The sequence below is a fragment of the Candidatus Dormiibacterota bacterium genome (assembly GCA_035544955.1).
Taxonomy (GTDB): domain Bacteria; phylum Chloroflexota; class Dormibacteria; order CF-121; family CF-121; genus CF-13.
This window is the reverse complement of the sequence record DASZZN010000014.1, coordinates 268,875-291,139: the sequence shown is the minus strand read 5'-3', so window position 1 is coordinate 291,139 and position 22,265 is coordinate 268,875. Positions and strand designations below refer to the sequence as shown.

The following is a 22,265-nucleotide window of genomic DNA, read 5'->3' as shown; positions in this document are numbered from 1 at the left end:
ATTCCAGCATCGCATCCAACCAGCGCACGCCTTCGGTGGTCGCCCGCGTAATCCAGTACCAACTGACGGCCGTCGCGAGATCGAGCCCGCGAACGGAGTCGTGTCTCGACACGCAATGGCCCAGCGCGGCCCGGACGTTGTCGATGTCTCGATCGACCGATTGCAGCCACTCCGGCAGGTGATAGCGCGCGTCTGAAAGGGCGACCAAGTAGGTCGATCGGTAGTACTCGATGAAGCGGTCACCCACGAGGTCCACTTCGCCGGCGTCGCGCAGTTTCAGCGCGGCATATTCCCGCATTGTTTCGTGGAGCCGGTAGCTGGCCACACCGGTCAGGTCCTCCTTGACCACCAGTGACTTTTCCACGAGTGATCCGAGATGGTCGAGGACCGGCGCCGTGGTCCCGTCATCGAACGCGCAAACGTATTGCGCCGCTTCGAGCGTGAACCGGCCGGCGAACACGCACAGACGCCTGAGAAGGATCCGCTCTGGTTCGGTGAGCAGGTCATAGCTCCAGTCGATTGTCGTACGCAGCGTCTGATGTCTCGGCAGCGCGGCATGCCCGCCGCCGGTAAGCACGCTGAACCGGTCGTTGAGCCGGTCGCGGATCTGATCGATACCCAGCACTCGGGTTCGGACGGCGGCCAGCTCGATCGCCAGCGGAAGGCCGTCCAGCCGCCGGCACAAATCGATAACGGCCTCACGGTTCGACGCATCGAGCTCGAAACGGCCGGATGCGGCGGCCGCTCGCTCGGTGAAGAGCACGATTGCTTCGTTCTGGCGAACCTGAGCCAACGGTTCGTCGACTTGGGGTAATTGCAGTGGCGGAACCGGCAGGACATGCTCCCCGGTCACGGCCAGCGGCTCGCGGCTGGTGGCGATCACCCGCACGCCCGGAGCGGCGCGCAGAATATCGCGAACCAGTTGGGCCGATGCTTCGAGGAGGTGCTCGCAGTTGTCGAGCGCGATCAGCAGCTCTTTGTCCTTCAGGTAATTGAGCAGTAGATCGAGGGGCTTTGCCCCGGCCTGATCACGTAGATCCAGAGCTGTCATGACCGCGCCGATGACCAGGCTTTGCTCGCGAATGTCCGCCAGCTCGACCAGCCACCCGCCATCGCGAAAGGCGCGATTCAGGTCTCTCGCAGCTCGGATCGCGAGCCGGGTCTTGCCGACACCTCCCGGGCCGACGAGGCTGATCAGCCGTGCCTGGGTGAGCTTCTGTCTGAGCTCGGTTAGCGCACGCCGCCGCCCTACGAAGCTGGTGGTTTCAGCGGGCAGGTTACCCGGCCGGCGGCTGGGCCTCGCCATGGTAACCAACAAGTTACTACGGCGGCCTGCTGCCTGGGCCGATCTCGATGGCTTTTGGCCTTTTCGGTAATTCCACGGTTTTCCTCTCGCGCCCAGCTCCCTAGCCTGAGGACATGACGGACGAGATCATGATTCAACGGGTCGAGGTTCGTTTCGTTGGCCACCCCCCGGTCACGCAGGTCGCGCGAGCGTCCGGGGTCCGTTCGGTGGAGGTGGAGCAGCGAATCCTGCGCTGCCTGGTGTGTGGCAGCTTCCAACCCTTCCTCGAAGCGATCCGCGGTCACGAGGTCATCAGCCTGACGTCAACTATCGACACGTCCAAGGAGGACAAGACATGGTAGCCAGCTATCCGGTTCAGTTCGACGTCGACTATCCGACCCGACCGCGGGTCCAGGCCTACATCGGTCTCCTGATCGACCAGTACCCACCGTTCACACTGAGTTAGGAGCACACAGGAATGGAAATGAAAGCAAAACCGTCAACACTCTGGATAGGGAGCAACAACGTGAGAACGCCCAAGGGTTCACCCAGCCCGCTCGAGAACACGCACGTGCCAGTGCAGTTGAAGCTCGCAGCCGCCTGGACCAGCTTCATGTTCCTGTACATCTACGTCGACTACTTAGCCCTGTACAGGCCCGGGGCCATCAGCAACATCCTCGTCGGCGTCGTCTTTGAGTTCCATATCAGCCAGACCCTTCTTACAGTTTTTCTCGCGACGATAGCGGTCCCGAGCCTCATGATCCTGCTCTCGACGACACTGCCCGCCCGTGCGAACCGCGCAACGAACCTCGTCGTGGCATCGCTCTACATCCCCTACTCGGCCTTCAACGCGGTGGGCGAGTCGTGGACCTTCTTCTACGGTCTCGGCGTCGTACTTGAAGTGATCGTCCTCGCCGTCATCCTCCGCTTCGTCTGGACCTGGCCCCGCACGTCCTCACCATCGACGCCGGACCTCGTAGCGCCGCCTACCTCCATCGGGTCGGTGCGCTGATCGAAGCGCCCGCGTTCTATCCGTCGCTGACCGGGGAGGCGAACCTGCGGGTGTTCCCGAGGTTGGGCGGTCACGACCGCGGCCGGATTCCCGAGCTGCTGGACGTCGTCGGTCTGCGCGAGCGTGGCGACGAGCGGTACAGGAACTACTCGCGGAGACATTTGCCGGCAATCACATGAAGGGGAGTCTGTAATGAAGAACACAAAGTCTGGAGTCCTCGAAGATCTGAGAGTCGACGTTAGGGTGAAACTTGCCGCGCTCTGGGCGGCCGAGCTCTTCCTTCAGGCAAACGGAGACATCATCGAATTCTTCCGCGCCGGAGTCTTAAAGGATTTTCTGGCCGGAAAGACATCCGGCATCGAGATCAGCCAGGGCATCCTGCTGGGAATGTCTGCCTACGTCCTGATTCCAACCGCGATGGTCTTTTTGTCTCTGGTTCTTAAGCCCGTTTGGAATCGCTGGACGAACATCGTACTTGGCGCAGCCTATGTCCTCAGCGTCGTGGCTTTGACCATCGGCGAGACGTGGGCCTACTACATCTTTCTCAGCATCGCGGAGTCCGTCTTGCTGCTCGTCATCGTCTGGTACGCCTGGAGGTGGCCCAGGCTCTCCGCCTGAGCGAGGCGAGACCACGCGTTCATAGGAAAGTGAGACAACGCAGCAATCAGGCAATGCGAATTCAAACGGCTCAGTGGAGGGCAGATCATGATCGATACAAAACCGACGACCAAGGGCCATGCGCCCCCGACCTCGCAGATCCCGGTTCCGGCGATTCCCGTCAATCTGACGAGGGCCGCTGCCGCCGTAGCAGGGCAAGGAGAGATCCCCTTAATGCAAAACACCACGATCGTCGAGACCCACGGTCTCAGCAAGCGATTCGGCAGCGGAACGCTCGCCGTCGACGGCGTCGACATGAGCGTGCGGCGTGGCGAAGTCTATGGCTTCCTCGGCCCGAATGGCGCAGGGAAGACCACGACCCTGAAAATGCTGGTTGGGCTGATCGGGACAACATCGGGAACCGCCACCGTCGCCGGCCACGCGCCGGGTGATCCGGCCGGCCTGGCGAAGATCGGTTCGCTGATCGAGGGTGCGGCCTTCTATCCGTACCTCTCCGGCCGCGAGAACCTACGGCTGGTCGCCGATCTGGCCAGCGTGAGCCAGCGGCGCGTCGACGAGGTGCTCGACCTGATCGAGATGACGTCGCGGGCCGGGCGCAAGTTCGGGACCTACTCGACCGGCATGAAGATGCGGATCGGGGTGGCCGCCGCGCTGCTCAAGGATCCGGAACTCCTGATTCTCGACGAGCCGACCGCCGGTCTCGACCCGCAAGGAATGGCCGAGATGCGCAAGCTCATCACCGACATCGGCCAGGGGGAACGGACGGTGCTGATCTCCAGCCACCTGCTGGGCGAGGTCCAGGCGACCTGCGACCGGGTCGGCGTGATCAGCAAAGGCAAGCTCGTCAGGGAGTCGACGGTGGAAGACCTGCTCGGTGAAGAGGGCGTGTTCGTTCGGGCGGAGCCATCCGACCGGGCACACGACGTGCTGACGCGGATGTTCGGTCCGGCGGCCGTGGTTCGCGAAAACGGCCACTTCAACCTCAGGACCGATCCAGGGCAGAGCCTTGCGATCAACCGCCAGTTGATGGCATCAGGGGTCGGGGTCAGCGAGATCCGCCCGGTGGAGCGATCGCTCGAGGATGTGTTCTTCCAACTCACGGGGGATAAGCAGGGATCATGATCGCCACCATCAGAGCGGAATGGCGAAAGAATCGTTTCCGGCCGGCGTTCCTCGTGTCGCTTGCGATTGTCGCGGCGAGCACCGTGTTCGTCTATGGCCTCGTCTGGTACCTCGCGACCCACCCGAGTCCCGATAACCCGCCAGGGGTATCGATCCTGACGCTCTACCCGGACCAGTTCGTCAATTACGTGATGGGCATCGGCCTTTTACTCGGCGAAGCCATGGCAGTCGTTCTCGGCGCGGTGCTTGCCGGCTCCGAGTATTCATGGGGCACCACCAAGACCATGCTGACGCAGCGCCCGGGGCGCCTGACCAACTGGGCGGGTCGCGTGGTGGTCTTCGCGGTTGGGCTGGGGATCATGGCCCTCGTCCTCTTCGCGGTGGGTGCGGCGAGCAGCGTGGTCGTGGCCGCATTTGAACATCACGCAATCACCTGGCCGGCCGCGCTCTACATCGCCGAGGGCCTGGCAGCCGTCTGGCTGGTGTTCATCGCCATCGGCGCCATCGGCCTGGCGTTGGGCGTCCTGATCCGGCACTCGGCGGCCGCCCTGGGGATCGGCCTGATCTATGTGCTCGCCGTTGAGGTGCTCGGAGTGAGCTTCATCGACAGCCTCAACAATGGTGCCTACCGGTGGATTGGCCACCTGTTTGTCGGACAGAATGCGACGGCGCTACTCGGGAGCTTTACGTCTCCTGCCTTCGGCCCCACTATGCCTCCGGCGATCGCAGCCCACCAGGCGGTGCTCGTGCTGGGGGTTTACTTCGTGGGACTGATCGTCGTCGCGGCTGGACTGCTGCGGCTGAGGGACGTCACATGAGCCGGCCTGCCGGCGTGGACAACGGTTCGCCGGTCCCTGTGGCCGCCATTGGGTAACGTTTTCCGACTCGAGGCGGCAGAGCGTGGAGCCCGGCTCTGGCCGGGCTCCAACGCACTCAGCCAACCTGGGATCAAGCCCTCTCATGGAAGGGCGCGTGCCCATGGCCTACCACGACAGACCGGACTCGGCCGGACAGCGGGCGGCTCCGCTAAATCCTGAGGTGAGTCGATGGGTTTTGTCGACAGTCTGAGCGGACCGACGCTGATCCTGGCAATTTGCGTCCTGCTGTTTATCGAGGAGCTGGGCGTCCCGCTACCGTTCGCGCCCGGTGACGTCCTTCTGGTGATCGGAGGCATCGGGATCGCGAGCGGGCGCGTCAACCCGGCTCTGATGGTGCCCTTCGTCCTGGTGGCCTGCATCGTTGGCGCAGTCCTGGGCCGTGAGATCACGGCGCTGCTCGGCTGGGAGCGCCTGATGAAGCTCGCCCGACCCCTCCATGCGGAAAAACCCCTCGACCGGGCAGCCCAATTGATGCGCCGAGGGGGATGGCGTACCGTCTTCACGGCGCGTCTCATCCCTGGCCTGCGTGTCTACACCACCCAGGTGGCGGGTCTGACGGGCGTGCCGCGCTCGACGTTCCTAGCGGGGCTTATCCCATCGTCGATCCTCTACGTTGCCGGCTTCCTCGGCCTCGGCGCCGCATTCGGCCGCCCCGTCCTGGCTCTTATCCACCAGAGTCAGAACAAGCTCGTCTTCATTGTGCTCGGGGTCGCGCTCATGGTACCCGCCGTCCTGGGCTTCCGCGTCGTTGCGCGTCGGACCCTCGAGGGACTAGCAATCGGGGGCTGGAATGGCCCATTTCGACTCCGCCTAGACCCCCTCCAGTTCACCGTGTTGCCCCTGTGCCTGGGAATTAACTTCGCCGGCCATGGGCTCGCCCAGGGTTTGAAGCTGCCACTGTTCCTCGACTCAGCCGGTACGATCCTGGCGGGTGTGATAGCCGGCCCCTGGGTGGGCGGTAGTGTCGGGGTCGTTTCCAACCTCCTCGCGTCGAATACCTTCGATCCTATCGCCGGGTCGTACGCGATTGTCTCTTTCGCCCTGGGCTTCACCGCGGGTCTCAGCCGGTATCTGGGATGGCAGACACGTCCCAGTCGCTGGATGCTGCTGGGAATCATATGTCTCACGGTCTCGGCACTTCTCGCGACGCCGATCAACTTCGCGATCAGCGGCGGCCAGAGTGGCGTGGGCTTCGGCGATGCTATCTACACGTCGCTTACACTGCGCCTGCCCCGGGTCGTGGCGGCATTTCTCGGCGAGCTCGCCGTCGACTTCCCGGACAAGCTCCTTTCGGTAGGCATCGCCCTCGCGATTGCGCAGGCCTTTTCCCGCCAGCCCGAGGTCGTGACGGTTGGGGTGATCGACATCGACTTGAAGGAGCCGCTCGGCTTTGTCTTTCGATCGCCGCGATGGCGGCGGCGGACGCTCGCCGGCGTCCTGTGCTTTGGCTTCGCCTGGTTGCTCGTACCAGGTCTGCTATTGCTCGGCTACCTGGTGGAGTTGTCGAGGCAAGTTCGTGATGGAAACGCGCAACTGCCGAGATGGGACCACCGCTGGTTGAAGATCAAAGATGGCTTCGCCGTCGCCACCCTTTTCGTGATTTGGTCCCTGCCGGGCATCGGTCTGTTATTGGTCGCCGGCATCCTGGCGGACCCCACGATCGAAGGTGTGCTCGGAACCGTTTCCGGCAGGGTCAGCTACGTGGTCTCCGCGATCGGGAATGTGTGGCTCTTCCTGGTGCTCGTGACCCAGGCGGCCGTATGGGCCCAGTATCTGCGGGGCGGCTTCCGCGCAGCGCTCAGACTCTCCGCCATCGTTGACCGTCTCCGTTTCAATCTAAGCCTCACCGTCGTGATGGCCGGGCTCACGATGATCCTGCTCGTCATCGGAGCCGTCGGGCTGATTGGGCTTCTCATCGGCGTGGTGGCCACGCTCACGTACATGAGCTACGTATGGGCCTACCTCGCGGGGAAGCACGCGCACTTGACGGATCCCGTTAAGCCGACGATCGGGACCCTGGTTTCGTCACCCCGGGGGAGGGCGCAGGCGTCAGGACCGACCCGGACAAACACACTGAGCGGCTGCGTTCCGGAACTGACTGGCAATCACTAGCCCAGCGCCCAGCAGCCTCAGCGAGCCTGCGGATCACGTCCCGCCGGGTCCGGGCGTAGAACGAGCGGCGATGCCCTCCTGGAATACGAATTTGCCCTTCCCAGCGCCCGTCCGGCCGGTGATAGACGGCGCCATAACCGCGTCCACGTTGTCCATCGATGCCACCTCCTGGATGCCTCCACGATGGGCGGTCGCCAGTCAGGTTGCCAGTCAGCAGATGGTTGGAGCCAGGGCCGAGGGGCTACATCTGAATACGGAGGGAGAGGGATTTGGTAGCCAGCAAGCGCAGTCGCCGATGTGGCCGCACTCTGGGCCAGGCGTGCGATCCAGCCGGAGGTACAGACGCTCGAGTTCGCCGCGCAGCTCTTCAAGTTTGGTGACCCGTGACCTGGTCTCCGCGAGTTTGTGCGCCACCAGATGCCGCAGCCTGCTGCGCTCGTCGGCACTCCCCGCTTTCGGGCTCTCGAGGAGCACCTGAATTTCACGCATCGAGAGACCGAGCGTTTTGGCTCGCTCAATGAATTGGAGGCGGCCGACTGCTGCCTCCGGGTAGAGCCGGTATCCAGCTGGTGTGCGTTCCGTCGGCTCGAGGAGACCCGCCTCCTCGTAGTAGCGAAGCGCCGAGGGGGCTATACCCACCCTCTTCGCCAATTGGCCAATCCGCATGCTCGCACTTTAGACGTTCAAGTGCACTTGAAGGTCAAGGCCGTGTGGGCTGTCGTCGGCCGTTATGGGCCTTGATGCGGAGCGCTTGGCATCGACCCAGCCGGGATGCGCGCACCAAGGAATGCGCCGACCAAAGCAAGTGCCGCTGCAGTGAGGAAGGCCGGTGTGGCGGAAAAGACCGTCCAGACCGACGCGACCCAGATGGAGGCCGCAAAGTCACCGGCGCCATTCACGGCCGCCAAGAGACCGAAACCTGAACCCCGCAGGTTGGCTGGTAGTTGATCGCCAGCCAACGCGCTTTCGGCCACTTCGACGGCACCGGCCGCCGCGCCGCCGAAGATGAAAGCTGGAATCAGAGCCAGGACGATGGCCGATGAGAGGGCCAGAAAGGCCGAGGCAAACGCAAAGCTCAGAAAGCTAAGACTGAGCAGGCGCGGTCGCCAGTGACCTCCTCGGTCAGCAATGGCCCCCGTCGGATAGGACAGCCCGGTGGCCATCAGGTTATAGAGGAAATAGCCGGCAATGGCCAGGCTCGCGCCGCCAGCGGCACCATATCGTGGCACCAGCAACTGGGTCGCCCGTAGAGTGAAAAAGCTGCCGGCAAACTGCGCACTCCCAAACACGGCAGTCGCCCGAAGAACGCGATTAAAAGGAGCCGGATATCCGGATAGGCGCAATTGGAATGTTCCCGGAGCTGCCCGCGCTGGACGAACAAAGAAGTAGCAGGCGGCCGCGATGACACCCGGGAGTGCGGCGACCAAAAAGGCGCCGCGATAGTGGATGGCGCCGAGAAGAACGATCGCGAGAACCGGGGCCGCGACGGCACCGGCATTATCGCCCGCGCGTTCGAGGCCGAAAGCGCGTCCGAATTGTCCCTTTGGCACAGACAGTGTCAGCAGCAAGTTTCGGAGCGGACCTCGCCATCCTCTCCCGGCCCAGCCGATCGGGCGGATCACCACGAGCCATGGCCAGGTCCGGACAAGCGCGATGAGCCCGGTCGCCACGCCCGTCGTGAGATATCCAGCAGCGGCCCAACCGCGTAGTGCGCTGCCTCGCGCGGCCAGGGCGCCGCCACCCAGCTTGGCCGCCGCCGCAACGACATCCGAGATTCCCTCGACAAGCCCGAGGGCAATGGCCGGCGCGGCGAGGACAACGGTTAAGAAGCCTGGCAACAGCGTGGTAGCCGTCTCATGCCCAAGATCCGAGAACAGCGATGCGAGGGCAATCGCTACCACGGATGGGGCCGCTAGGACTGATGCTCGCGGCAAGATCTCTGTCCGCTTCATCCCCGTCATGGTAAAGACGGACACACGCTGAGGGATGCCGAAGTCGCCGTCAGGCGGGCGGCGCCATATTCCTCGTCTGCGTTGCCCTCGGCCCGGGCGCGATCATTGCTCCGCTGCGTGTTCAGGCTCCACGCGGAATCCTGCTCATGCTTGCGTTGACTCCTCTCGGGGCTGGACTCCCGTTGGCCAGCGCGACGACGCCTCGGCTCAGGTGGTCTGGTGCGCCTGCTGGCCTCGGTCGGGTGCCTGGCGTACCTGGTGCTCGCGTCACGCCGGCACCAGTTCTTTGAGTCGAAGGAAGTCTCTTAGGTGCTTCGGGAGCAACCGTCCTGGCCGTCCGCCGTCGGGCTGACCGTGCTCGGGATCGCAGTCACGCTTGGCGGCGCGTCCTAGGGCTGGCTGATCAATCCTGCGACCCAGAAGACAACGGCCACGCCGGCGACGTAATACCACCAGTAGCCGATCACGTCCACTAGGTAACGCTGGCCCACGAGCCGCCCATTGGCCAACCGCCTGAGAAGCATGACCCCCAGGGTGCCGGTGATGAGCAGATGGACGCCGTGATATCCATTGAGCAGGATGGTCATGCTGCCGGAGGCGTGGAGCGGCGATGGGAAGCCCAGCGTGGTCACCAGGACGATCTGGGCAAGCAGCGCCATGGCCACCAAGCCCACCGCGACCCGTGCGCCCATCGCGAATCGTCGCTCGTCGCCCGCGGACAACCGCCGCGCGGCCCAGCCATACGACCCCGCGCTGGCCACCATGATCAGAGCCAGCCCGAGGCCCAGCAGCGGTGCGGGCCCGTGCTCCGCCGCCGACGTGAACTGCCCGAGCACGTTCAGCGCCTTCAGGTAGAGATTGCCCGCCACCATCGACGCAGCGAACATCCCGTCGGCCAGGATGAGTAAGGCAACGCCAACACGTGCTTTGACGGCTCGATGCGCGAGGTCGGGGACGGTGGTTTCGCGGACCATGCTTCAGCCCTGCAGCGCCGGCGCCACGCCGCCCATTTCCGGCCCGCCCTTGCCATGACCCGGCGCCAGATTCACGTTGTCCGGATCATGCGCCCAGCCGGTGACCACGGGAAGCTCCTCGAAGTTCTCCAGTGGAACTGGCGTGGGCACCCGCCATTCGAGGGTGTTGCCGCCCCACTCGTTGGCGGCGGCGGGCCGCCCGGCGAGCAATGAGGAAATGACGTTGTATCCGAAGACAACGACAGAGAGGGCGAGGAGGATGGTGAAGAGGCTGGCCACCAGGTTCGCCCCCGCGAACACGCGAGGCACGATAGCCATCCAGCGCGGCTCACCCTGCAGGCCGGCATAGAACAGCGCGAGGAAGGTTCCCAGGAAGCCGACCTCGAACAGCCAAAAATGGAGCCGGCCGAGGGCGGGGTTCAGGCGCCGGCCGAAGATCTTCGGGAACCAGTAGTAGAAGGCTGCGAAGAAGCCGAACACCATCCCGCCCACCAGAGTGAAATGGAAATGGGCGGTGACGAACATCCCGCCATGGAACATCACGTCGGTTGGCACATCGGCCAGGTAGAGGCCCGTCACGCCACCGATGATGAAGTTCGAGAGCAAGCCGAGCACGAACAGGAGCGGCACCGTGACCCATACTCGGCCCCGCCAGAAAGTGCCGATCAGCACAAAGAAGATGGCGCCGGTGGGAATGGAGATCAGCTCGGTGTTCAGCATGAAGGCGCCGTTCAGGGCTGTGTTCGCTCCGCTGAGGTAAAGGTGGTGGGCCCACACCAGCAGGCTGAGCAGGCAGATGGCGAACATGCCGCCCAAAAAGAGCCGGTAGCCGAACACCGGTTTGCGGTTGAACACCGCGCTGATGTCGGCGGCCACCGCCAGCGACGGCAGGGCGATGACGTACACCTCGGGATGGCCCATGAACCAGAAGAGCTGTTCGTACAGCCAGTTGCTGCCGCCAAGGTTGGCGATGAAGAACGACGTCCCGAGCACGCGGTCCATCAGCACCATGACCTGCGAGAGCATGAAGGACGGGAACACCACTAGCCCGAGGAGCACAGAGAGGGTCGCACCCCAGACGAAGAGGGGAATCCGGTTCCAGAACATCCCCCTGGTGCGCATGGTCACCATGGTGGTGACGATGTTCACCCCGCTGAGCGCGGTGGACATGGCGAAGAGGATGATGGTGAACGAGTAGGCGTCCATCCCGAGGCCCTGCCCGCTGAACCTGGACTGTTGGTCCGCTAGCGGGGCGTATCCGGTCCACCCGGTCTGGAATCCGCCCAGGACCAAGGTCGAAAGGAAGACAGGAATGGCGCTGAACAGGATCCAGTAGCTGAGGGCATTCAGCCGGGGAAAGGCCATGTCCCGGGCGCCGATCAGGATGGGCAGCATGAAATTGCCGAAGGTGCTGGTGCTCATGATGATCACCGCCGCGATCATCACCGTGCCGTGGACCCCGACCATCGTGTTGTAGAAGGCCGGCTTGAAGTAGGATGCACCCGGCTGCGACTGCTGCAGGCGGATCAGGAAGGCCGCCAGCCCGCCCACCAGGAAGAGAACGAGCACAGTGGCCAGGTACTGGACGCCGACGACTTTGTGGTCGGTGGTGAAGCGGAAATAGCGCCACAGCCCCGCCCCGCTGCCGGCCAGGACCAGCTCCTGCTCATGGGTGGGATTTGCACGCCCCGAGCCCCACTGCACCGCTTCTCCCACGGCGCCGATGCCCACCATGAAGAAGAGCGCCCAGGCGATATAGCCGGCCACCACGCCGGCGTCGCCCCCACGGGGTCCGCCCACGAGGGCGCTGGTGATCGGCCCGGCAAGCAGGCTCGCCACCAGGCCCAGCACCGTTCCCGAGACGATGCTCGGAACCAGGTGCGGGAAACGCTGCCCAAGTGGACGAATGGCCGTCATGGGTGACCTCCCTGCTGGGCGATCCAGGCCGTGAAATCCGCCTGTGGAACGACGCGGACCGTCGACGACATCAACGAGTGGTACAGACCGCAGAGCTCGATACACCGGACCTGGTACGTTCCGGTTCGATTGGGGGTCACCGCCGGCGCCGTGACCGGCTCGCCCGGGTTGGCATCGACGCGGACTCCCAGTTCCACGATGCTGAAACCGTGGAGCACATCCCTCGAGACCACCCGGAACTGGACCGGCCGGTTGGCCGGGAGCTCGAGCTGGCTAGTTTTGACGTGGTACTGCGGGTAGGAGTAGCTCCAGGCCCACTGCTGCCCGGTGACGTCGACGATCAAGGTATTGGGCGGATCGGCCGCTTGCACGAACATGCCGTAGAGTCCCCAGCTCACCAGGAACAGCGTGAGCATGCCGGTGACGAGCAGCCAGCCGATCTGCGTCATCGGCCCGGCCAAGACGCGCGGCGCGTACGACTCCGGACGCTGGCGAGAACGGAAGGCCACCAGGCTATAGCCGAGGAAGACCCACACGAACAGGGCCACCGGAACGGCCGCCGCCGTGAAGACCACGACCGTGAGGTTGGCGAAGGCGGCGGCATCGCTGGCGGGCGGCGGCATGAGCAGCGGCGTGAGGACGATGGCCGCGGCCACCCCAACGACTGACAGGGCCACCCAGATAACGAGGACGCGGCGCAGGTGGGCACGTTCCCGCGGTCGGGCCGGATCTCCTTCCTTCAGAGCGGTTTCCCTTCGACTACCTTGCGGCCTTCTCAGGTTTTCAGTCTTTTCAGCCGTTTGACTCCTTCGCAGAGGTTTCCGGAGTCGATGCTCAGCCTAGTGCGGTTCTAAGTTGCTGCGTAGGGCCACATGGCCCCCGACTTCTGGGACTGCCGGCCCTAGGGGCCAGAAGTCCCAGGTCTTGCAGGCCCTTGGACTCAGGGTGACGCACTGGGTGAGAGTCGATCATCATGGTATGCGCCATTTGAGCGGAAAGGAGTTGAGCAGCATGAGAATCGGTGAGCTCACACGACAAGAGGTCCTTACGGCCGACCTCGCCGAGACCTTGAGCCAGGCGGCGAGCCGGATGCGATACGCGGATATCAGCGCCCTGCCGGTCGTGGAAGCCGGTCGGCTGGTCGGCATCGTGACCGAGCGCGACCTGGCGCGGGCGGCTGCCGAGGGCGTGGATCCGCGGACCCACACGGTCGCGGCCTTCATGAGCCTTGGCCCATTCGTGGTCGATCCTGGTGAGGACTCAGACGATGTCGTGGCGCGCATGCTGGAGTTGGGCGTTCGCCACCTGCCGATCCTGGAAGGGGAGGACTTGATCGGTATCGTCTCGATGCGTGATCTCCTCCAGCTCGAGGCGCTGCGCCCGTCAGGCCGACCGGTATTCGCGCAGACCAAGTAAGAGCCGGCGATTGGCTACACTGTCCGCTGTCAGCCTAGGGCAGCGCCGCTGGCGCGGAGAGGGCTCAGGGTCCCGTCACGGCCAGGGCGTTCGTGGCCGGCTCGAGGTACTCGACCAGCGAATCCAGGAAGGCCCGGACGACGGACTCGGCCACCCGGCGCAGGAACATCGAGTCGGCCAGTTCGAGCAAAGATGCGCGCCATCGATACTGCGCCGTGATCGCGAGCTCGGTTAACTGTGTGCCCAGACGCCGGAGCTCGAGCTCGCCGTCGACCGCCGGCGTCAGCGATCGGTTGCGGTCGTTCCACCATCGGAGGTGAAGCGTCGTGATCTCATCGCGCCGGACGGGACGCCCAAGATGGGCGCTGAGATGGCAGCCGTCGCGGGACGCCGCCTGAGCAAGGCCGGCAAGCGTGTCAGGAGTCAGGCGCTCCAGCGCTTCGACGAGTCCGTCGGAGGGGGATGGCACCGTGGCGACTGAGCGCACCCACATGCAGCCCTACCTCCCAACCCCGGCCGGCTGCGGCGAACGAGGCAGCGGGACGGGTGTATGCGTCTTGGGCCGGACCGGTGTCGAGACCACGGCCAGGCCGCGCGGGGGACATGCCCGATGATCGTGGCGGCGGACCAGCTCATCGCAGACCGGCTGGCGCTCGCCCATCTCGAAGAGCGCCCAGACGTAGGCTGCGGGGTCCGTGCCGTCAAAGACGATAGGGTCGAAGCCGCCCATGCGCAGACCGAAGGTGGCAAGCTCCGACTCGGTTTCGTCGGTTAGGTCGACTCCTTCGGGCCAGTCGTGGCCACGAACAGGTGGCAGCTTGCCGAACAGGATCTTGTAGCCGACTAATCCGGCGGCCGCGGCGGACGTCGGAGTCGGTGCGTCGTTGGGACCGGTCTCGCAGCTGGCAGCGTCGTCGACCGCTTTCAGCACCGGGAAGAACGGCGCGGCAATCGGCCAGACCCCACGCTTGCGGAGCCGTTCGGCCATCCGGAAGATGCGCTCCTGTGTCTCGGTGCTGTGGCGGATACCACTCGAGCGATTCGCCCAGCGGTCGGCGCCACGATGGGCGAGCCGGTAGCTCTCCACCCAGCGTTCCCGACGAATTGCCTCGGCACCCTCGAGCGTCATGCGATCGCCTCCAGGCGCCGGATCGTCTTGATGAACGTCCTGCGGCTGACTTTGGCCTGACGTGGCAGCAGGGCGACCTGGTCGTCACGGTAACGCGTACCGAGCTGGGCAGTGTCTCCCAGGAGCATCACCGGTTTCCCTGATGAGAGGTAGTAGTGGATCAGGCGGCGGCCCGGGGTTCGCTCGCTGGCGGCGTCTCGAACCACGCGAAGGTCAAGGACCAGAACATCCGCGATCTCCACCAGTCCGCAGGCGCGTCCGCGCTGCCCGAGGCAAACCATCCCGGCGCCGGGCGGCCCGGGGCAATTGATCACGCCGTAGCCGGCCGCCTCGAGCCAGGACCCGAACTGTTCGCGCTCTCCGGCGTGTGGTTCAACCAGGAGTACGAGGCGGTCTGTTTTTGGGGCCGGTCTCGTCATTGCCATCCTCTCCGTCAATTCGAGCATGCGTCCGGACCAGGAAGATCGGGAGGGCCGATGGTCCCCCCGTCGCCGGGCCATCTGTACCGAACGCCGTCACTGCGCCGCGCTCCAGCGAGTGCGGACTCTCGAAATTCGACGCTGCCATCGATCGGCAAGGGCCGCGGCGGAAAGGACTCCGCGCCAGCGAGCGAAGAAGATGGCTTTTGCGAGCTCCACCAGCGCCAGGTAGGTCACGACCATGGCGGCGAGGATGGCGAAGAACACGACCGGCAGCGGGCGAAAGCCGAAGAGGGCTGCGGCCGGAGTGAACGGCATGATCGCGCCGACGATCACGCACGCCAGGCTGGTGACGGCGAGCGCGCGGCCGGCGGGCTGCGGAAGAACGGCCAGGCCTGGCTCTGGCTGAACACGCTTGTCGTACTGGTCATGGTGCTGCTGACGACGCTGCTGGTGCTGGTGCCCTTCATCCCCGGATTGCGCGATATCCCCCGCTGGATCCCGATCTATCGATTGATCTGGCGACGCTACTACGCCGACACGAAGGCGACGCCCCGCTAGGAGCGGTCGCTTTGCCGCCGCAATGATGCCGAGGGAGCGTGATGGTGTTCACGTCGGCCTTGTGCGAGCGCCCGGCCGTCGATGCGAAACGTCCGGACGCGCAGGCGGCGGAGGAGAAGCTCCTCCAAGTCGTAGACGTCCGCCATCAGCCTGATGACCCCGGCCTCGGTTTCGAGCCGCGGGTCGCGCACGCCGGCGTGGATAGCTGCGCTACTTACGGCCCTGGCACTAGCCAGGCACGAGGACGGCACATCGGCGTAATCGTTTAGCAGCAGCTCCTCGAGCTTGCCCAGCAATTGGTCGGCCAGGCTGAGCGCCCGTCGGGCCGGCCGCGGATCTTCCTTGCCGGGTGCCGTCCGCCGAATCTCCGCGTTGGCGCGTGCCAGCGCACCTTCGGTGCGACCGACAGAAAGCGCCATGCGGCCATGATCATCGCGGCCGCCTGAACCAGGCAGTGCCCAAGGTCCCGTCGAATCAGGGCCATTGCTCCCGAGGTCCCGGCGTCGGCTGCCGTACGATCCGCGGTGGGGCACGCTTGCTCATGCCAGCCCGCACAGAGATGAAGCCGATCACCACGAAGGGACATCCGCAGCTGGTTAAGTGCGTTGATTGCCTGCCAGTTGAGTCGAGTGCCAACCACGTTTGGCTCATACTTGGCCCATGGGCGATAAGGCTCACCGCCGGCATACTCGTTGCTCGTTCTGCGGCAAGGATCAGTCGCAGGTCCGCAAGCTGGTTGCCGGTCCGGGCGTCTACATCTGCGATCAGTGCATCGCACTTTGCAACGAAGTTCTCCAAGAGGATTCGGCCGTAAGCGGGCATTGGCAGTCGCCGCCTGTGCAAAGTCGGGTCAGGCAACGGCATGGCTTGCTGGGGCGGCTCCGCGACCGGCTGGGGTTGAAGTCCAAGGGCTGGCAGGCGCATACCAACCGGTAGGTGCACCATACGAACCTGGCGCATTGACGGCAACCGTGACGGCAACCGCGGCGAACTGTGGCGAACCTTGGCGAACGTTGGCGAACGAAAGGCCAGCGGCTCATGTACAGGGCGAACGTTGGCGAACGTTGGCGAACGGAAAAGTACGAGTTGAAAACCACTAAGGTGCAAGCCTTCGGGGGTTCGAATTAGTGCGCCCTGGGTTTGGTGGAGTCGGATTAGTGGAATGACATGCTGCTGTCCAACCAGGAGGACAGCATGGGACGCAGGGGCTACCCGGGGGAGTTTCGCCAAAGGGTTCTTGACTTGGTCGCTGCCGGCCGAAGGGTCGCTGATATCGCCCGCGACCTCGGCATCAGCGATCAGACGGTGTATGGCTGGCGCCGCCAGGAGCGCATCGACCAGGGGCTCGAGGCTGGACTGACGTCGGGGGAGCGGGCCGAGCTGGTGGCCGCCCGCCGGCACATCCGAGAGCTGGAAGCCGAGCTTGCCATCCACCGCAAAGCGGCGGAGCTACTCAAAGGGACCACAAGCCCAAAAGCCGGTTCGCGGCCGTCGAAGTGATGGGCCGCGGAAGGCCTGGCGGTGCAGCTCGCCTGTCGCGTGCTCGCGGTGTCCGAGTCGGGCTATTACGCCAGACGCTCGCGGGCGCCCCTCAGCGCGCTTCATCCGTCACGCGTGGCTCACCGAACTGATCCGCCAGACGCACAGCGCGTCCCGCGGCACCTACGGCATTCGACGCGTCCATGCTGATCTGACCCTCGGCCACGGGATCGTCGTCGGCCATCAGGCCGTCGAGTTCTTGATGCGACGCGCGGGAATCCAAGGCATCTCGGGGCGGCCTCGCTTCCGGCGGGTTCCCGGGATGGCCACCGCCGGCGATCGCGTCGAGCGGCAATTTCATCGCGACCATCCCGACCAGCTTTGGGACCGACATTACGGAGCATCCGACCAGGGAGGGCAAGGTGTACTGCGCCGTCGTCCTCGACGCCTGGTCTCGTCGCGTGATCGGGTGGTCGATCGACTCCACGCCCAGCACCGCGCTGGTCACCAACGCGCTTGGCATGGCGATTGACCGCTCACGCCCACCCAGAGTGGCCTTGCCGGCACCATCGACCACGAAGAGGATCTGGTCGACGGCGTGGACTTCCTTGCCAATGTCTTCACCGGGCTCCAGGGTCATGACCACAAGCTGAGAGTGTTCGCCTGTGAACAACACCCGTCGGAAGTCCTCGTTTTCCTTTGCAACCTTCTTGAGATCGGCGCTGAAACCTTCCATTGCCTTTCCTCCTTCCGCAGATCGCGACCCGAGCCAATCAGCTCGCGCTCCATCGTCTCGCGCTGGATGTCGACACAGCAGGGCCGTAGGTCCTGGACTCTACTTGGCCCGGCGGGTTTAGGGCCACGTTTCGGTTGGCGACCCGTGGTGCCGTAGCACAACCGAGGGAGAGGAAACGTGGACGATCGGATGCGCCGCCGCGATCCACGTCGTTGGCGTCCTGCCCCTCGCGCTGTACATGCTATGAGGTAGGTGGAGCCTTCTCCCATCCGCGATCCGGGAGCACTCAAACCCGGTTCAGCGCACGACCAGCACCGGGATCTTCGCCAGCTGTAGCACCTTATGCGTCGCGCTGCCGAGGAGGAGGCCTTCCAGATCGGACAGGCCCCGCGAGGCCATGACGATCAGATCGGCTTTCTCTTCCACGGCGCAGCGAAGGATCTCCGCCGCGGGATTCGTCCCTCGCACCTCACCGCGGGCATGCACGCCGGCTTGCTTGAGCTCCCAGACGACTCCATCGACGAATTCCTGACAGCGGTGCATGTTTGTCGGCGCGTCTCCACCCTCAGGAACGTGCAGGACCAGAACCCCGGCATCCGAGCCGCGTGCGAGCTGGATGGCCGCGGCCGCGGCCTGGTGCGAAGCGGCATCCACCGCCAGCACGATGCGCTCGTAGAGCCTCGACTTCCCAGCACTCGTCTGATTCATCGAATCTCCCTTAGCTGAGCTTGTTGGCCGCCCGGTGATGCTCGAACTTCCCTTTTTGCGAACATAGCACCAGATGAGCACCATGCCCTTACGAGTGGTCCTGGTCGACGACCACGAGGTCGTGCGGAACGGCATCAAGTCGCTGCTGGAGGCGGAATCAGACATCACGGTCGCGGGGGAGGCCGCCACAGTCAAGGACGCCATCGCCCGAGTGGAGTGGGCTCGGCCGGACGTCGTCATCATGGATATCCGGCTGCCGGATGGCAGCGGCATCGAGGCTACCCGCGAGATCCGCGCGAAACTGCCGAAGACGCAGGTGCTAATGCTAACCACTTATGCCGACGACGATGCCCTGTTCGCCTCGATCATGGCCGGGGCCGCCGGGTATGTGCTCAAGCAGATCCATGGGCCAGACCTGGTCCGCGCCATCCGTACCGTGGGCCGCGGGGAGAGCCTGCTCGACCCGGCCGTCACCAAGGGCGTCCTGGATCGGCTGCGAAAGGGCAAGCACCTGCTCAAGGACGAACGCCTCGCCCGCCTGTCAGGCCAGGAGGAACGGATCCTTGCGCTGATCGCCGACGGCAAGACCAACGGCGAGATCGGAGAGCAGCTGCACCTCGCCGAGAAGACGGTGAAAAACTACGTGACCAGCATTCTGTCGAAGCTCGAGGTCGCCCGTCGCGCCGAGGCGGCCGCCTACCTCGCCCGTCATACCAAGGATCCCGGCACCTGACCCGGGTCGCCTCACTGATTCGCACTACCCGCTGGTCTCTTCACGACCGCGGCCGCCAGGTTTCGTGGGCGAGGAGGTCACGCGCCGAGATCATGCCCAGGATGTCGGTTCCCCTCACGACGGGCAGGTGACGAACTCCAAGCTCTAGCATCCGGGCGGCCACGTCCCGGATATCCTCGTCGGGCTCCGCCGCAGCCGGCCGAAAGCTGGCGTAGGAGGCTACCGGGGTGACTTCGGGGTCGGCGCCGTCTGCGATCGCCTGCACTAGGTCACGCTCGGTCAGGATGCCAACCAGCGAACCAGCTTCCACCACGGCAAGGGCGCTGATGTCCTCCGCGCGCATCCGCGTCGCGGCGCTCTTCAAATTCTCGTCGACGTGGGCGCTGACCACTCCGGGCCTGAAGATGGTTTCGACCTTCATCCGTGCCCCAGCATGCCATTCTGGGACCGCACTGACAGGGCCGAAGGTCCCGTGGATAGCGGACCAACTCGACGAAGGCCGGCCTAAGCCCGTTCGGCTGGAGCCGCCGTTGACTGAGGCCGGCGGCTCGATGGATCCCGATGACGGACGCTCCACCGGGTCCCTCGCCTGAGTAGCCACCGGTGGTGCGGCGGGATTTCATGAGCCAGAGGACGGACGCCGCGCTCCGGACGGAAGAACAGGGTCTTGCCGAGCTCCGCGAGCAGCAGATAGGTGACGATCATGGCAACCAGGATCCCGAAAAACCCGGCCGGCAACCTCGTAAACCCAAACAGCGAAGCCAGCGGACTGAACGGCACGAGGGCGCCGACCGCCACACTAGCGAGGCTGGTGACAAGCAGCGGCGTGCTGGGGGCACTGCGCAGGAAGGGTACCCGGCGTGTCCGGATGATGAAGATCACTAGCGTCTGGGTGGCCAACGATTCTACGAACCATCCAGTCTGGAACAGGCTATGGGTGGCATGGAAGACCCAGAGCATCACGCCGAAGGTCAGAAAGTCGAAGACGGAGCTGATCGGTCCGAAGAAGAGCATGAAGCGGCGGATGAACGCCATGTCCCAGTGGGCGGGTCGCTGCAGAAGCTCCTCATCCACCCGATCGGTCGGAATGGTCATCTCGCTTACGTCATAAAGAAGGTTGTTGAGCAGAATCTGGGTCGGCGTCATCGGCAGAAACGGCAGCACCAGGGAGGCACCGGCCGCGCTGAACATATTGCCGAAGTTGGACGAAGTGCCCATCAGCACGTACTTGATCGTGTTCGAGAAGATCCTCCGCCCCTCTGCAACGCCATCCGCCAGGATGTCGAGGTCCTTTTCCAGGAGCACGATGTCAGCGGCGTCCTTGGCGACATCGGTCGCCGACTCGACCGAGATCCCCACGTCGGCATCGTGCAGGGCGACGGCGTCGTTGACGCCGTCGCCGAGGAAGCCGACATCCGTGCCGCTGGCGCGCTGCAGCCGGATGATCCGCGACTTCTGTTCGGGCGTGACGCGGGCAAAGATCGTGGTCTGGGGGAGCGCCGCCTGGAGGCTGGAGTCTGGCAGCGCGTCAAGCTGGGCACCGGTCAGGACCCCTGACACCGGAATGCCGAGGTCGGTGCAGGCCTTGCGGGCCACTCGGTCGTTGTCGCCGGTCACGATCTTGACCGTGACACCAAGCCGGGCGAGCCGGCCGAGGGAACGCCCCGCATCCGGCTTGAGCGGGTCGATGAAGGTGAGCATGCCGTCCAGGCTCAGGTCCCGTTCGTCCTCCGGATGGAGCTCCGTGAGCCCATCGGCCTGCTTGCTGGCCACGGCCACCACTCGGAAGCCAGCCGCAAACTGCCTGTCGAGGGTCTCACGGGTGGCCTCGGGGACTAAAGCGCAACGGGCCAAGACAGCCTCCGGCGCGCCCTTGGTGACCACGCGCCGGTACCCATCCTTGTCCTCGACCAGCACCGACATCAGCTTGCGGTCGTAGTCGAAGGGCGCTTCGGCCAGACGCCGGAAGGCCAGTGCCGCGGGTGCGAGGTCTCCCGCGCCTTCCCAGAGCGCCCGGTCCAGCGGGTTGCCTCCCACTGGCCGGCCATCCTCGACGGCGGCGGAGTTACAGACCAACCCCAGGGTCAGCGCCTCGGTAGAGGGCTGGCCGTGCAGATCCACCGCGGCCTCAAAGGTAATGCGCCCCTCGGTCAACGTGCCCGTCTTGTCGGTGAAGAGCACCTCGATGTTGCCAAGGTCCTCGATGCTGACCAGGCGCTTGACCAGGACGGATCGCGCCGCCAGGCGCCGGGCGCCGAGGGAGAGGCTGATCGTCACGATGGCGGGAAGCAACTGGGGCGTGAGCCCGACCGCGACCGCCAGCGAGAAGAGCGCCGCCTCTAACAGGGACCGGCCCAGAAGGGCATTCAGGACGAAGATCGAGATGGTCAGGACAGCGGTGACCCGCACCAGGAGGAGCGAGAAGTCGCGCAGCCCGAGCTGGAACGCGGTCTCCGCGGGACGCCGGGCGAGCTGGGTTGCGATCCGGCCGAAGGTCGTCGTCGCGCCCGTGCGCACCACCACGGCGCGGCCGGTCCCCGCGCGGACCACCGTTCCCATAAAGGCGCAGGAGGGCAGTTTCAGCGAGGAGGCTCCCGGCGCCACCTTCTGGGCTGTCTTTGCTGCCGTCATCGACTCCCCGGTCAGGACAGCCTCATCGCACTCCAGCGCGTGGACCTCGAGCAGGCGCAGGTCGGCGGCAACCACGTCGCCAACATCGAGCAGGACGACATCACCCGGCACAAGCTGGGTCACGTCCACCTGGGTCAGCTTGCCGCCGCGCACGGCCATTGCCTGGTGCCGGATCCGCGCATGGAGGGCGGCGAGCGCCCGCTCTGAACGATATTCGTTGAAGAAGCCAAGCCCGATACTGAGCGCGAGGATCACGCTGATGATCAACGCATCCGTGCGCTCGCCAAAGAAGAAGGCGGTGGCAGTGGCCACTCCCAGCAGAATCAGCAGCGGGTTCTGCAACTGGCGCAGGAACACCACCACCGGACGCACGCCATGGCTCTCGATCGCGTTCGGGCCGATTTCTTTGAGCCGGCGGGCCGCCTCAGCGTCGCTGAGCCCCTCAGGGGATGTGCCGAGGGCGGCGAGGACGGCCTCACTGGTCGAGGCACCAGACCCGGCAAGGTCCATTCCCCGCCAGGCTTCCACGTCTGTCGACGGCGACGAACCAGGTATGTGCATCTGGGTCAGCTGCATCTGCCTG

The 22,265-nt window shown here is 64.9% G+C and carries 23 protein-coding genes and 1 pseudogene; 11 read left to right on the top strand and 13 right to left on the bottom strand.

What is annotated here, in order from left to right; all coding sequences use genetic code 11:
- Nucleotides 1-1,306 (bottom strand): NB-ARC domain-containing protein (locus tag VHK65_06705; GenBank protein ID HVS05841.1); only part of this gene is annotated, 1,306 nt, incomplete at its 3' end.
- 113 nt (nt 1,307-1,419) lie between these two features.
- On the opposite strand from VHK65_06705, the gene VHK65_06700 reads away from it, so the two are divergent.
- From VHK65_06700 to VHK65_06675, 6 genes are all read left to right on the top strand, one after another.
- The gene (locus VHK65_06700) at nt 1,420-1,647 is read left to right on the top strand and encodes a hypothetical protein (GenBank protein ID HVS05840.1); all 228 of its coding nucleotides are present in this window, start codon (nt 1,420-1,422) and stop codon (nt 1,645-1,647) included.
- A gap of 164 nt (nt 1,648-1,811) precedes the next feature.
- Nucleotides 1,812-2,297, top strand: coding sequence for a DUF6326 family protein (locus VHK65_06695; protein ID HVS05839.1), 486 nt, complete (start codon nt 1,812-1,814; stop codon nt 2,295-2,297).
- A gap of 192 nt (nt 2,298-2,489) precedes the next feature.
- Nucleotides 2,490-2,915, top strand: coding sequence for a DUF6326 family protein (locus VHK65_06690; protein HVS05838.1), 426 nt, complete (start codon nt 2,490-2,492; stop codon nt 2,913-2,915).
- Between the two features lie 87 nt (nt 2,916-3,002).
- Nucleotides 3,003-4,037 (top strand): ABC transporter ATP-binding protein, encoded by a 1,035-nt coding sequence (locus VHK65_06685; protein ID HVS05837.1) that lies wholly within the window; start codon nt 3,003-3,005, stop codon nt 4,035-4,037.
- Nucleotides 4,034-4,855, top strand: a complete 822-nt coding sequence (locus tag VHK65_06680) for an ABC transporter permease (protein HVS05836.1) — start codon at nt 4,034-4,036, stop codon at nt 4,853-4,855. Before VHK65_06685 ends, VHK65_06680 begins: the two co-directional genes overlap by 4 nt.
- 228 nt (nt 4,856-5,083) lie before the next feature.
- Nucleotides 5,084-7,027 (top strand): DedA family protein, encoded by a 1,944-nt coding sequence (locus tag VHK65_06675; GenBank protein ID HVS05835.1) that lies wholly within the window; start codon nt 5,084-5,086, stop codon nt 7,025-7,027.
- A 728-nt stretch (nt 7,028-7,755) separates the two neighbouring features.
- Here VHK65_06675 and VHK65_06670 read toward each other — a convergent pair.
- The 4 genes from VHK65_06670 to VHK65_06655 all read right to left on the bottom strand — a co-directional run bounded on the left by VHK65_06670 (nt 7,756) and on the right by VHK65_06655 (nt 12,547).
- Nucleotides 7,756-8,928 (bottom strand): MFS transporter, encoded by a 1,173-nt coding sequence (locus tag VHK65_06670; GenBank protein ID HVS05834.1) that lies wholly within the window; start codon nt 8,926-8,928, stop codon nt 7,756-7,758.
- A gap of 440 nt (nt 8,929-9,368) precedes the next feature.
- Nucleotides 9,369-9,953, bottom strand: coding sequence for a hypothetical protein (locus VHK65_06665; protein ID HVS05833.1), 585 nt, complete (start codon nt 9,951-9,953; stop codon nt 9,369-9,371).
- Between the two features lie 3 nt (nt 9,954-9,956).
- Entirely contained in the window at nt 9,957-11,870 is a 1,914-nt protein-coding gene (locus VHK65_06660; GenBank protein ID HVS05832.1) for a cbb3-type cytochrome c oxidase subunit I, read from the bottom strand.
- Nucleotides 11,867-12,547, bottom strand: a complete 681-nt coding sequence (locus VHK65_06655; GenBank protein HVS05831.1) for a cytochrome c oxidase subunit II — start codon at nt 12,545-12,547, stop codon at nt 11,867-11,869. Before VHK65_06655 ends, VHK65_06660 begins: the two co-directional genes overlap by 4 nt.
- Before the next feature lie 334 nt (nt 12,548-12,881).
- On the opposite strand from VHK65_06655, the gene VHK65_06650 reads away from it, so the two are divergent.
- Nucleotides 12,882-13,286: a CBS domain-containing protein gene (locus VHK65_06650; protein ID HVS05830.1), complete on the top strand. Its 405-nt coding sequence runs from the start codon at nt 12,882-12,884 to the stop codon at nt 13,284-13,286.
- A gap of 64 nt (nt 13,287-13,350) precedes the next feature.
- On the opposite strand, the gene VHK65_06645 is transcribed toward VHK65_06650, so the two are convergent.
- Genes VHK65_06645 through VHK65_06635 form a run of 3 tightly spaced genes read right to left on the bottom strand, consistent with a single transcriptional unit; the run spans nt 13,351 to nt 14,834 of the window.
- Nucleotides 13,351-13,779 (bottom strand): hypothetical protein, encoded by a 429-nt coding sequence (locus VHK65_06645; protein ID HVS05829.1) that lies wholly within the window; start codon nt 13,777-13,779, stop codon nt 13,351-13,353.
- A 6-nt stretch (nt 13,780-13,785) separates the two neighbouring features.
- The gene (locus VHK65_06640; GenBank protein ID HVS05828.1) at nt 13,786-14,415 is read right to left on the bottom strand and encodes a hypothetical protein; all 630 of its coding nucleotides are present in this window, start codon (nt 14,413-14,415) and stop codon (nt 13,786-13,788) included.
- Nucleotides 14,412-14,834, bottom strand: coding sequence for a hypothetical protein (locus tag VHK65_06635; GenBank protein HVS05827.1), 423 nt, complete (start codon nt 14,832-14,834; stop codon nt 14,412-14,414). Before VHK65_06635 ends, VHK65_06640 begins: the two co-directional genes overlap by 4 nt.
- A gap of 57 nt (nt 14,835-14,891) precedes the next feature.
- On the opposite strand from VHK65_06635, the gene VHK65_06630 reads away from it, so the two are divergent.
- The gene (locus VHK65_06630; protein ID HVS05826.1) at nt 14,892-15,395 is read left to right on the top strand and encodes a hypothetical protein; all 504 of its coding nucleotides are present in this window, start codon (nt 14,892-14,894) and stop codon (nt 15,393-15,395) included.
- On the opposite strand, the gene VHK65_06625 is transcribed toward VHK65_06630, so the two are convergent.
- Nucleotides 15,392-15,814 carry a hypothetical protein gene (locus VHK65_06625; protein HVS05825.1) on the bottom strand — a complete coding sequence of 141 codons (423 nt, stop codon included), beginning with the start codon at nt 15,812-15,814 and terminating at the stop codon, nt 15,392-15,394. The two genes, VHK65_06630 and VHK65_06625, sit on opposite strands and share 4 nt — an antisense overlap.
- 241 nt (nt 15,815-16,055) lie before the next feature.
- Between VHK65_06625 and VHK65_06620 the strand changes: the two are divergent.
- A pseudogene (locus VHK65_06620) lies at nt 16,056-16,199 on the top strand (ClpX C4-type zinc finger protein).
- A gap of 363 nt (nt 16,200-16,562) precedes the next feature.
- Nucleotides 16,563-16,895 (top strand): transposase, encoded by a 333-nt coding sequence (locus tag VHK65_06615; protein HVS05824.1) that lies wholly within the window; start codon nt 16,563-16,565, stop codon nt 16,893-16,895.
- 91 nt (nt 16,896-16,986) lie between these two features.
- Here the strand turns inward: VHK65_06615 and VHK65_06610 are convergent, their stop codons facing one another.
- Both VHK65_06610 and VHK65_06605 read right to left on the bottom strand, forming a co-directional pair.
- Nucleotides 16,987-17,610, bottom strand: coding sequence for a hypothetical protein (locus VHK65_06610; GenBank protein ID HVS05823.1), 624 nt, complete (start codon nt 17,608-17,610; stop codon nt 16,987-16,989).
- Between the two features lie 297 nt (nt 17,611-17,907).
- Entirely contained in the window at nt 17,908-18,318 is a 411-nt protein-coding gene (locus VHK65_06605; GenBank protein HVS05822.1) for a universal stress protein, read from the bottom strand.
- Between the two features lie 73 nt (nt 18,319-18,391).
- Between VHK65_06605 and VHK65_06600 the strand changes: the two genes are divergently transcribed.
- The gene (locus tag VHK65_06600; protein HVS05821.1) at nt 18,392-19,051 is read left to right on the top strand and encodes a response regulator transcription factor; all 660 of its coding nucleotides are present in this window, start codon (nt 18,392-18,394) and stop codon (nt 19,049-19,051) included.
- Between the two features lie 40 nt (nt 19,052-19,091).
- Here the strand turns inward: VHK65_06600 and VHK65_06595 are convergent, their stop codons facing one another.
- Both VHK65_06595 and mgtA read right to left on the bottom strand, forming a co-directional pair.
- Nucleotides 19,092-19,472, bottom strand: coding sequence for a CBS domain-containing protein (locus VHK65_06595; GenBank protein ID HVS05820.1), 381 nt, complete (start codon nt 19,470-19,472; stop codon nt 19,092-19,094).
- Nucleotides 19,473-19,555: 83 nt separating this feature from the next.
- Nucleotides 19,556-22,258, bottom strand: a complete 2,703-nt coding sequence (mgtA, locus tag VHK65_06590; GenBank protein HVS05819.1) for a magnesium-translocating P-type ATPase — start codon at nt 22,256-22,258, stop codon at nt 19,556-19,558.
- Nucleotides 22,259-22,265: the final 7 nt, after the last annotated feature.

Coding starts and splice junctions, on each gene's coding strand:
- VHK65_06660 (HVS05832.1), bottom strand. CDS start 11,870: ATGACGGCCATTCGTCCACTTGGGCAGCGTTTCCCGCACCTGGTTCCG.
- VHK65_06650 (HVS05830.1), top strand. CDS start 12,882: ATGAGAATCGGTGAGCTCACACGACAAGAGGTCCTTACGGCCGACCTC.
- VHK65_06605 (HVS05822.1), bottom strand. CDS start 18,318: ATGAATCAGACGAGTGCTGGGAAGTCGAGGCTCTACGAGCGCATCGTG.
- VHK65_06665 (HVS05833.1), bottom strand. CDS start 9,953: ATGGTCCGCGAAACCACCGTCCCCGACCTCGCGCATCGAGCCGTCAAA.
- VHK65_06615 (HVS05824.1), top strand. CDS start 16,563: ATGCTGCTGTCCAACCAGGAGGACAGCATGGGACGCAGGGGCTACCCG.
- VHK65_06610 (HVS05823.1), bottom strand. CDS start 17,610: ATGGAAGGTTTCAGCGCCGATCTCAAGAAGGTTGCAAAGGAAAACGAG.
- VHK65_06640 (HVS05828.1), bottom strand. CDS start 14,415: ATGACGCTCGAGGGTGCCGAGGCAATTCGTCGGGAACGCTGGGTGGAG.
- VHK65_06600 (HVS05821.1), top strand. CDS start 18,392: ATGAGCACCATGCCCTTACGAGTGGTCCTGGTCGACGACCACGAGGTC.
- mgtA (HVS05819.1), bottom strand. CDS start 22,258: ATGCAGCTGACCCAGATGCACATACCTGGTTCGTCGCCGTCGACAGAC.
- VHK65_06635 (HVS05827.1), bottom strand. CDS start 14,834: ATGACGAGACCGGCCCCAAAAACAGACCGCCTCGTACTCCTGGTTGAA.
- VHK65_06625 (HVS05825.1), bottom strand. CDS start 15,814: ATGGCGCTTTCTGTCGGTCGCACCGAAGGTGCGCTGGCACGCGCCAAC.
- VHK65_06685 (HVS05837.1), top strand. CDS start 3,003: ATGATCGATACAAAACCGACGACCAAGGGCCATGCGCCCCCGACCTCG.
- VHK65_06645 (HVS05829.1), bottom strand. CDS start 13,779: ATGTGGGTGCGCTCAGTCGCCACGGTGCCATCCCCCTCCGACGGACTC.
- VHK65_06680 (HVS05836.1), top strand. CDS start 4,034: ATGATCGCCACCATCAGAGCGGAATGGCGAAAGAATCGTTTCCGGCCG.
- VHK65_06675 (HVS05835.1), top strand. CDS start 5,084: ATGGGTTTTGTCGACAGTCTGAGCGGACCGACGCTGATCCTGGCAATT.
- VHK65_06690 (HVS05838.1), top strand. CDS start 2,490: ATGAAGAACACAAAGTCTGGAGTCCTCGAAGATCTGAGAGTCGACGTT.
- VHK65_06700 (HVS05840.1), top strand. CDS start 1,420: ATGACGGACGAGATCATGATTCAACGGGTCGAGGTTCGTTTCGTTGGC.
- VHK65_06595 (HVS05820.1), bottom strand. CDS start 19,472: ATGAAGGTCGAAACCATCTTCAGGCCCGGAGTGGTCAGCGCCCACGTC.
- VHK65_06630 (HVS05826.1), top strand. CDS start 14,892: ATGGTCCCCCCGTCGCCGGGCCATCTGTACCGAACGCCGTCACTGCGC.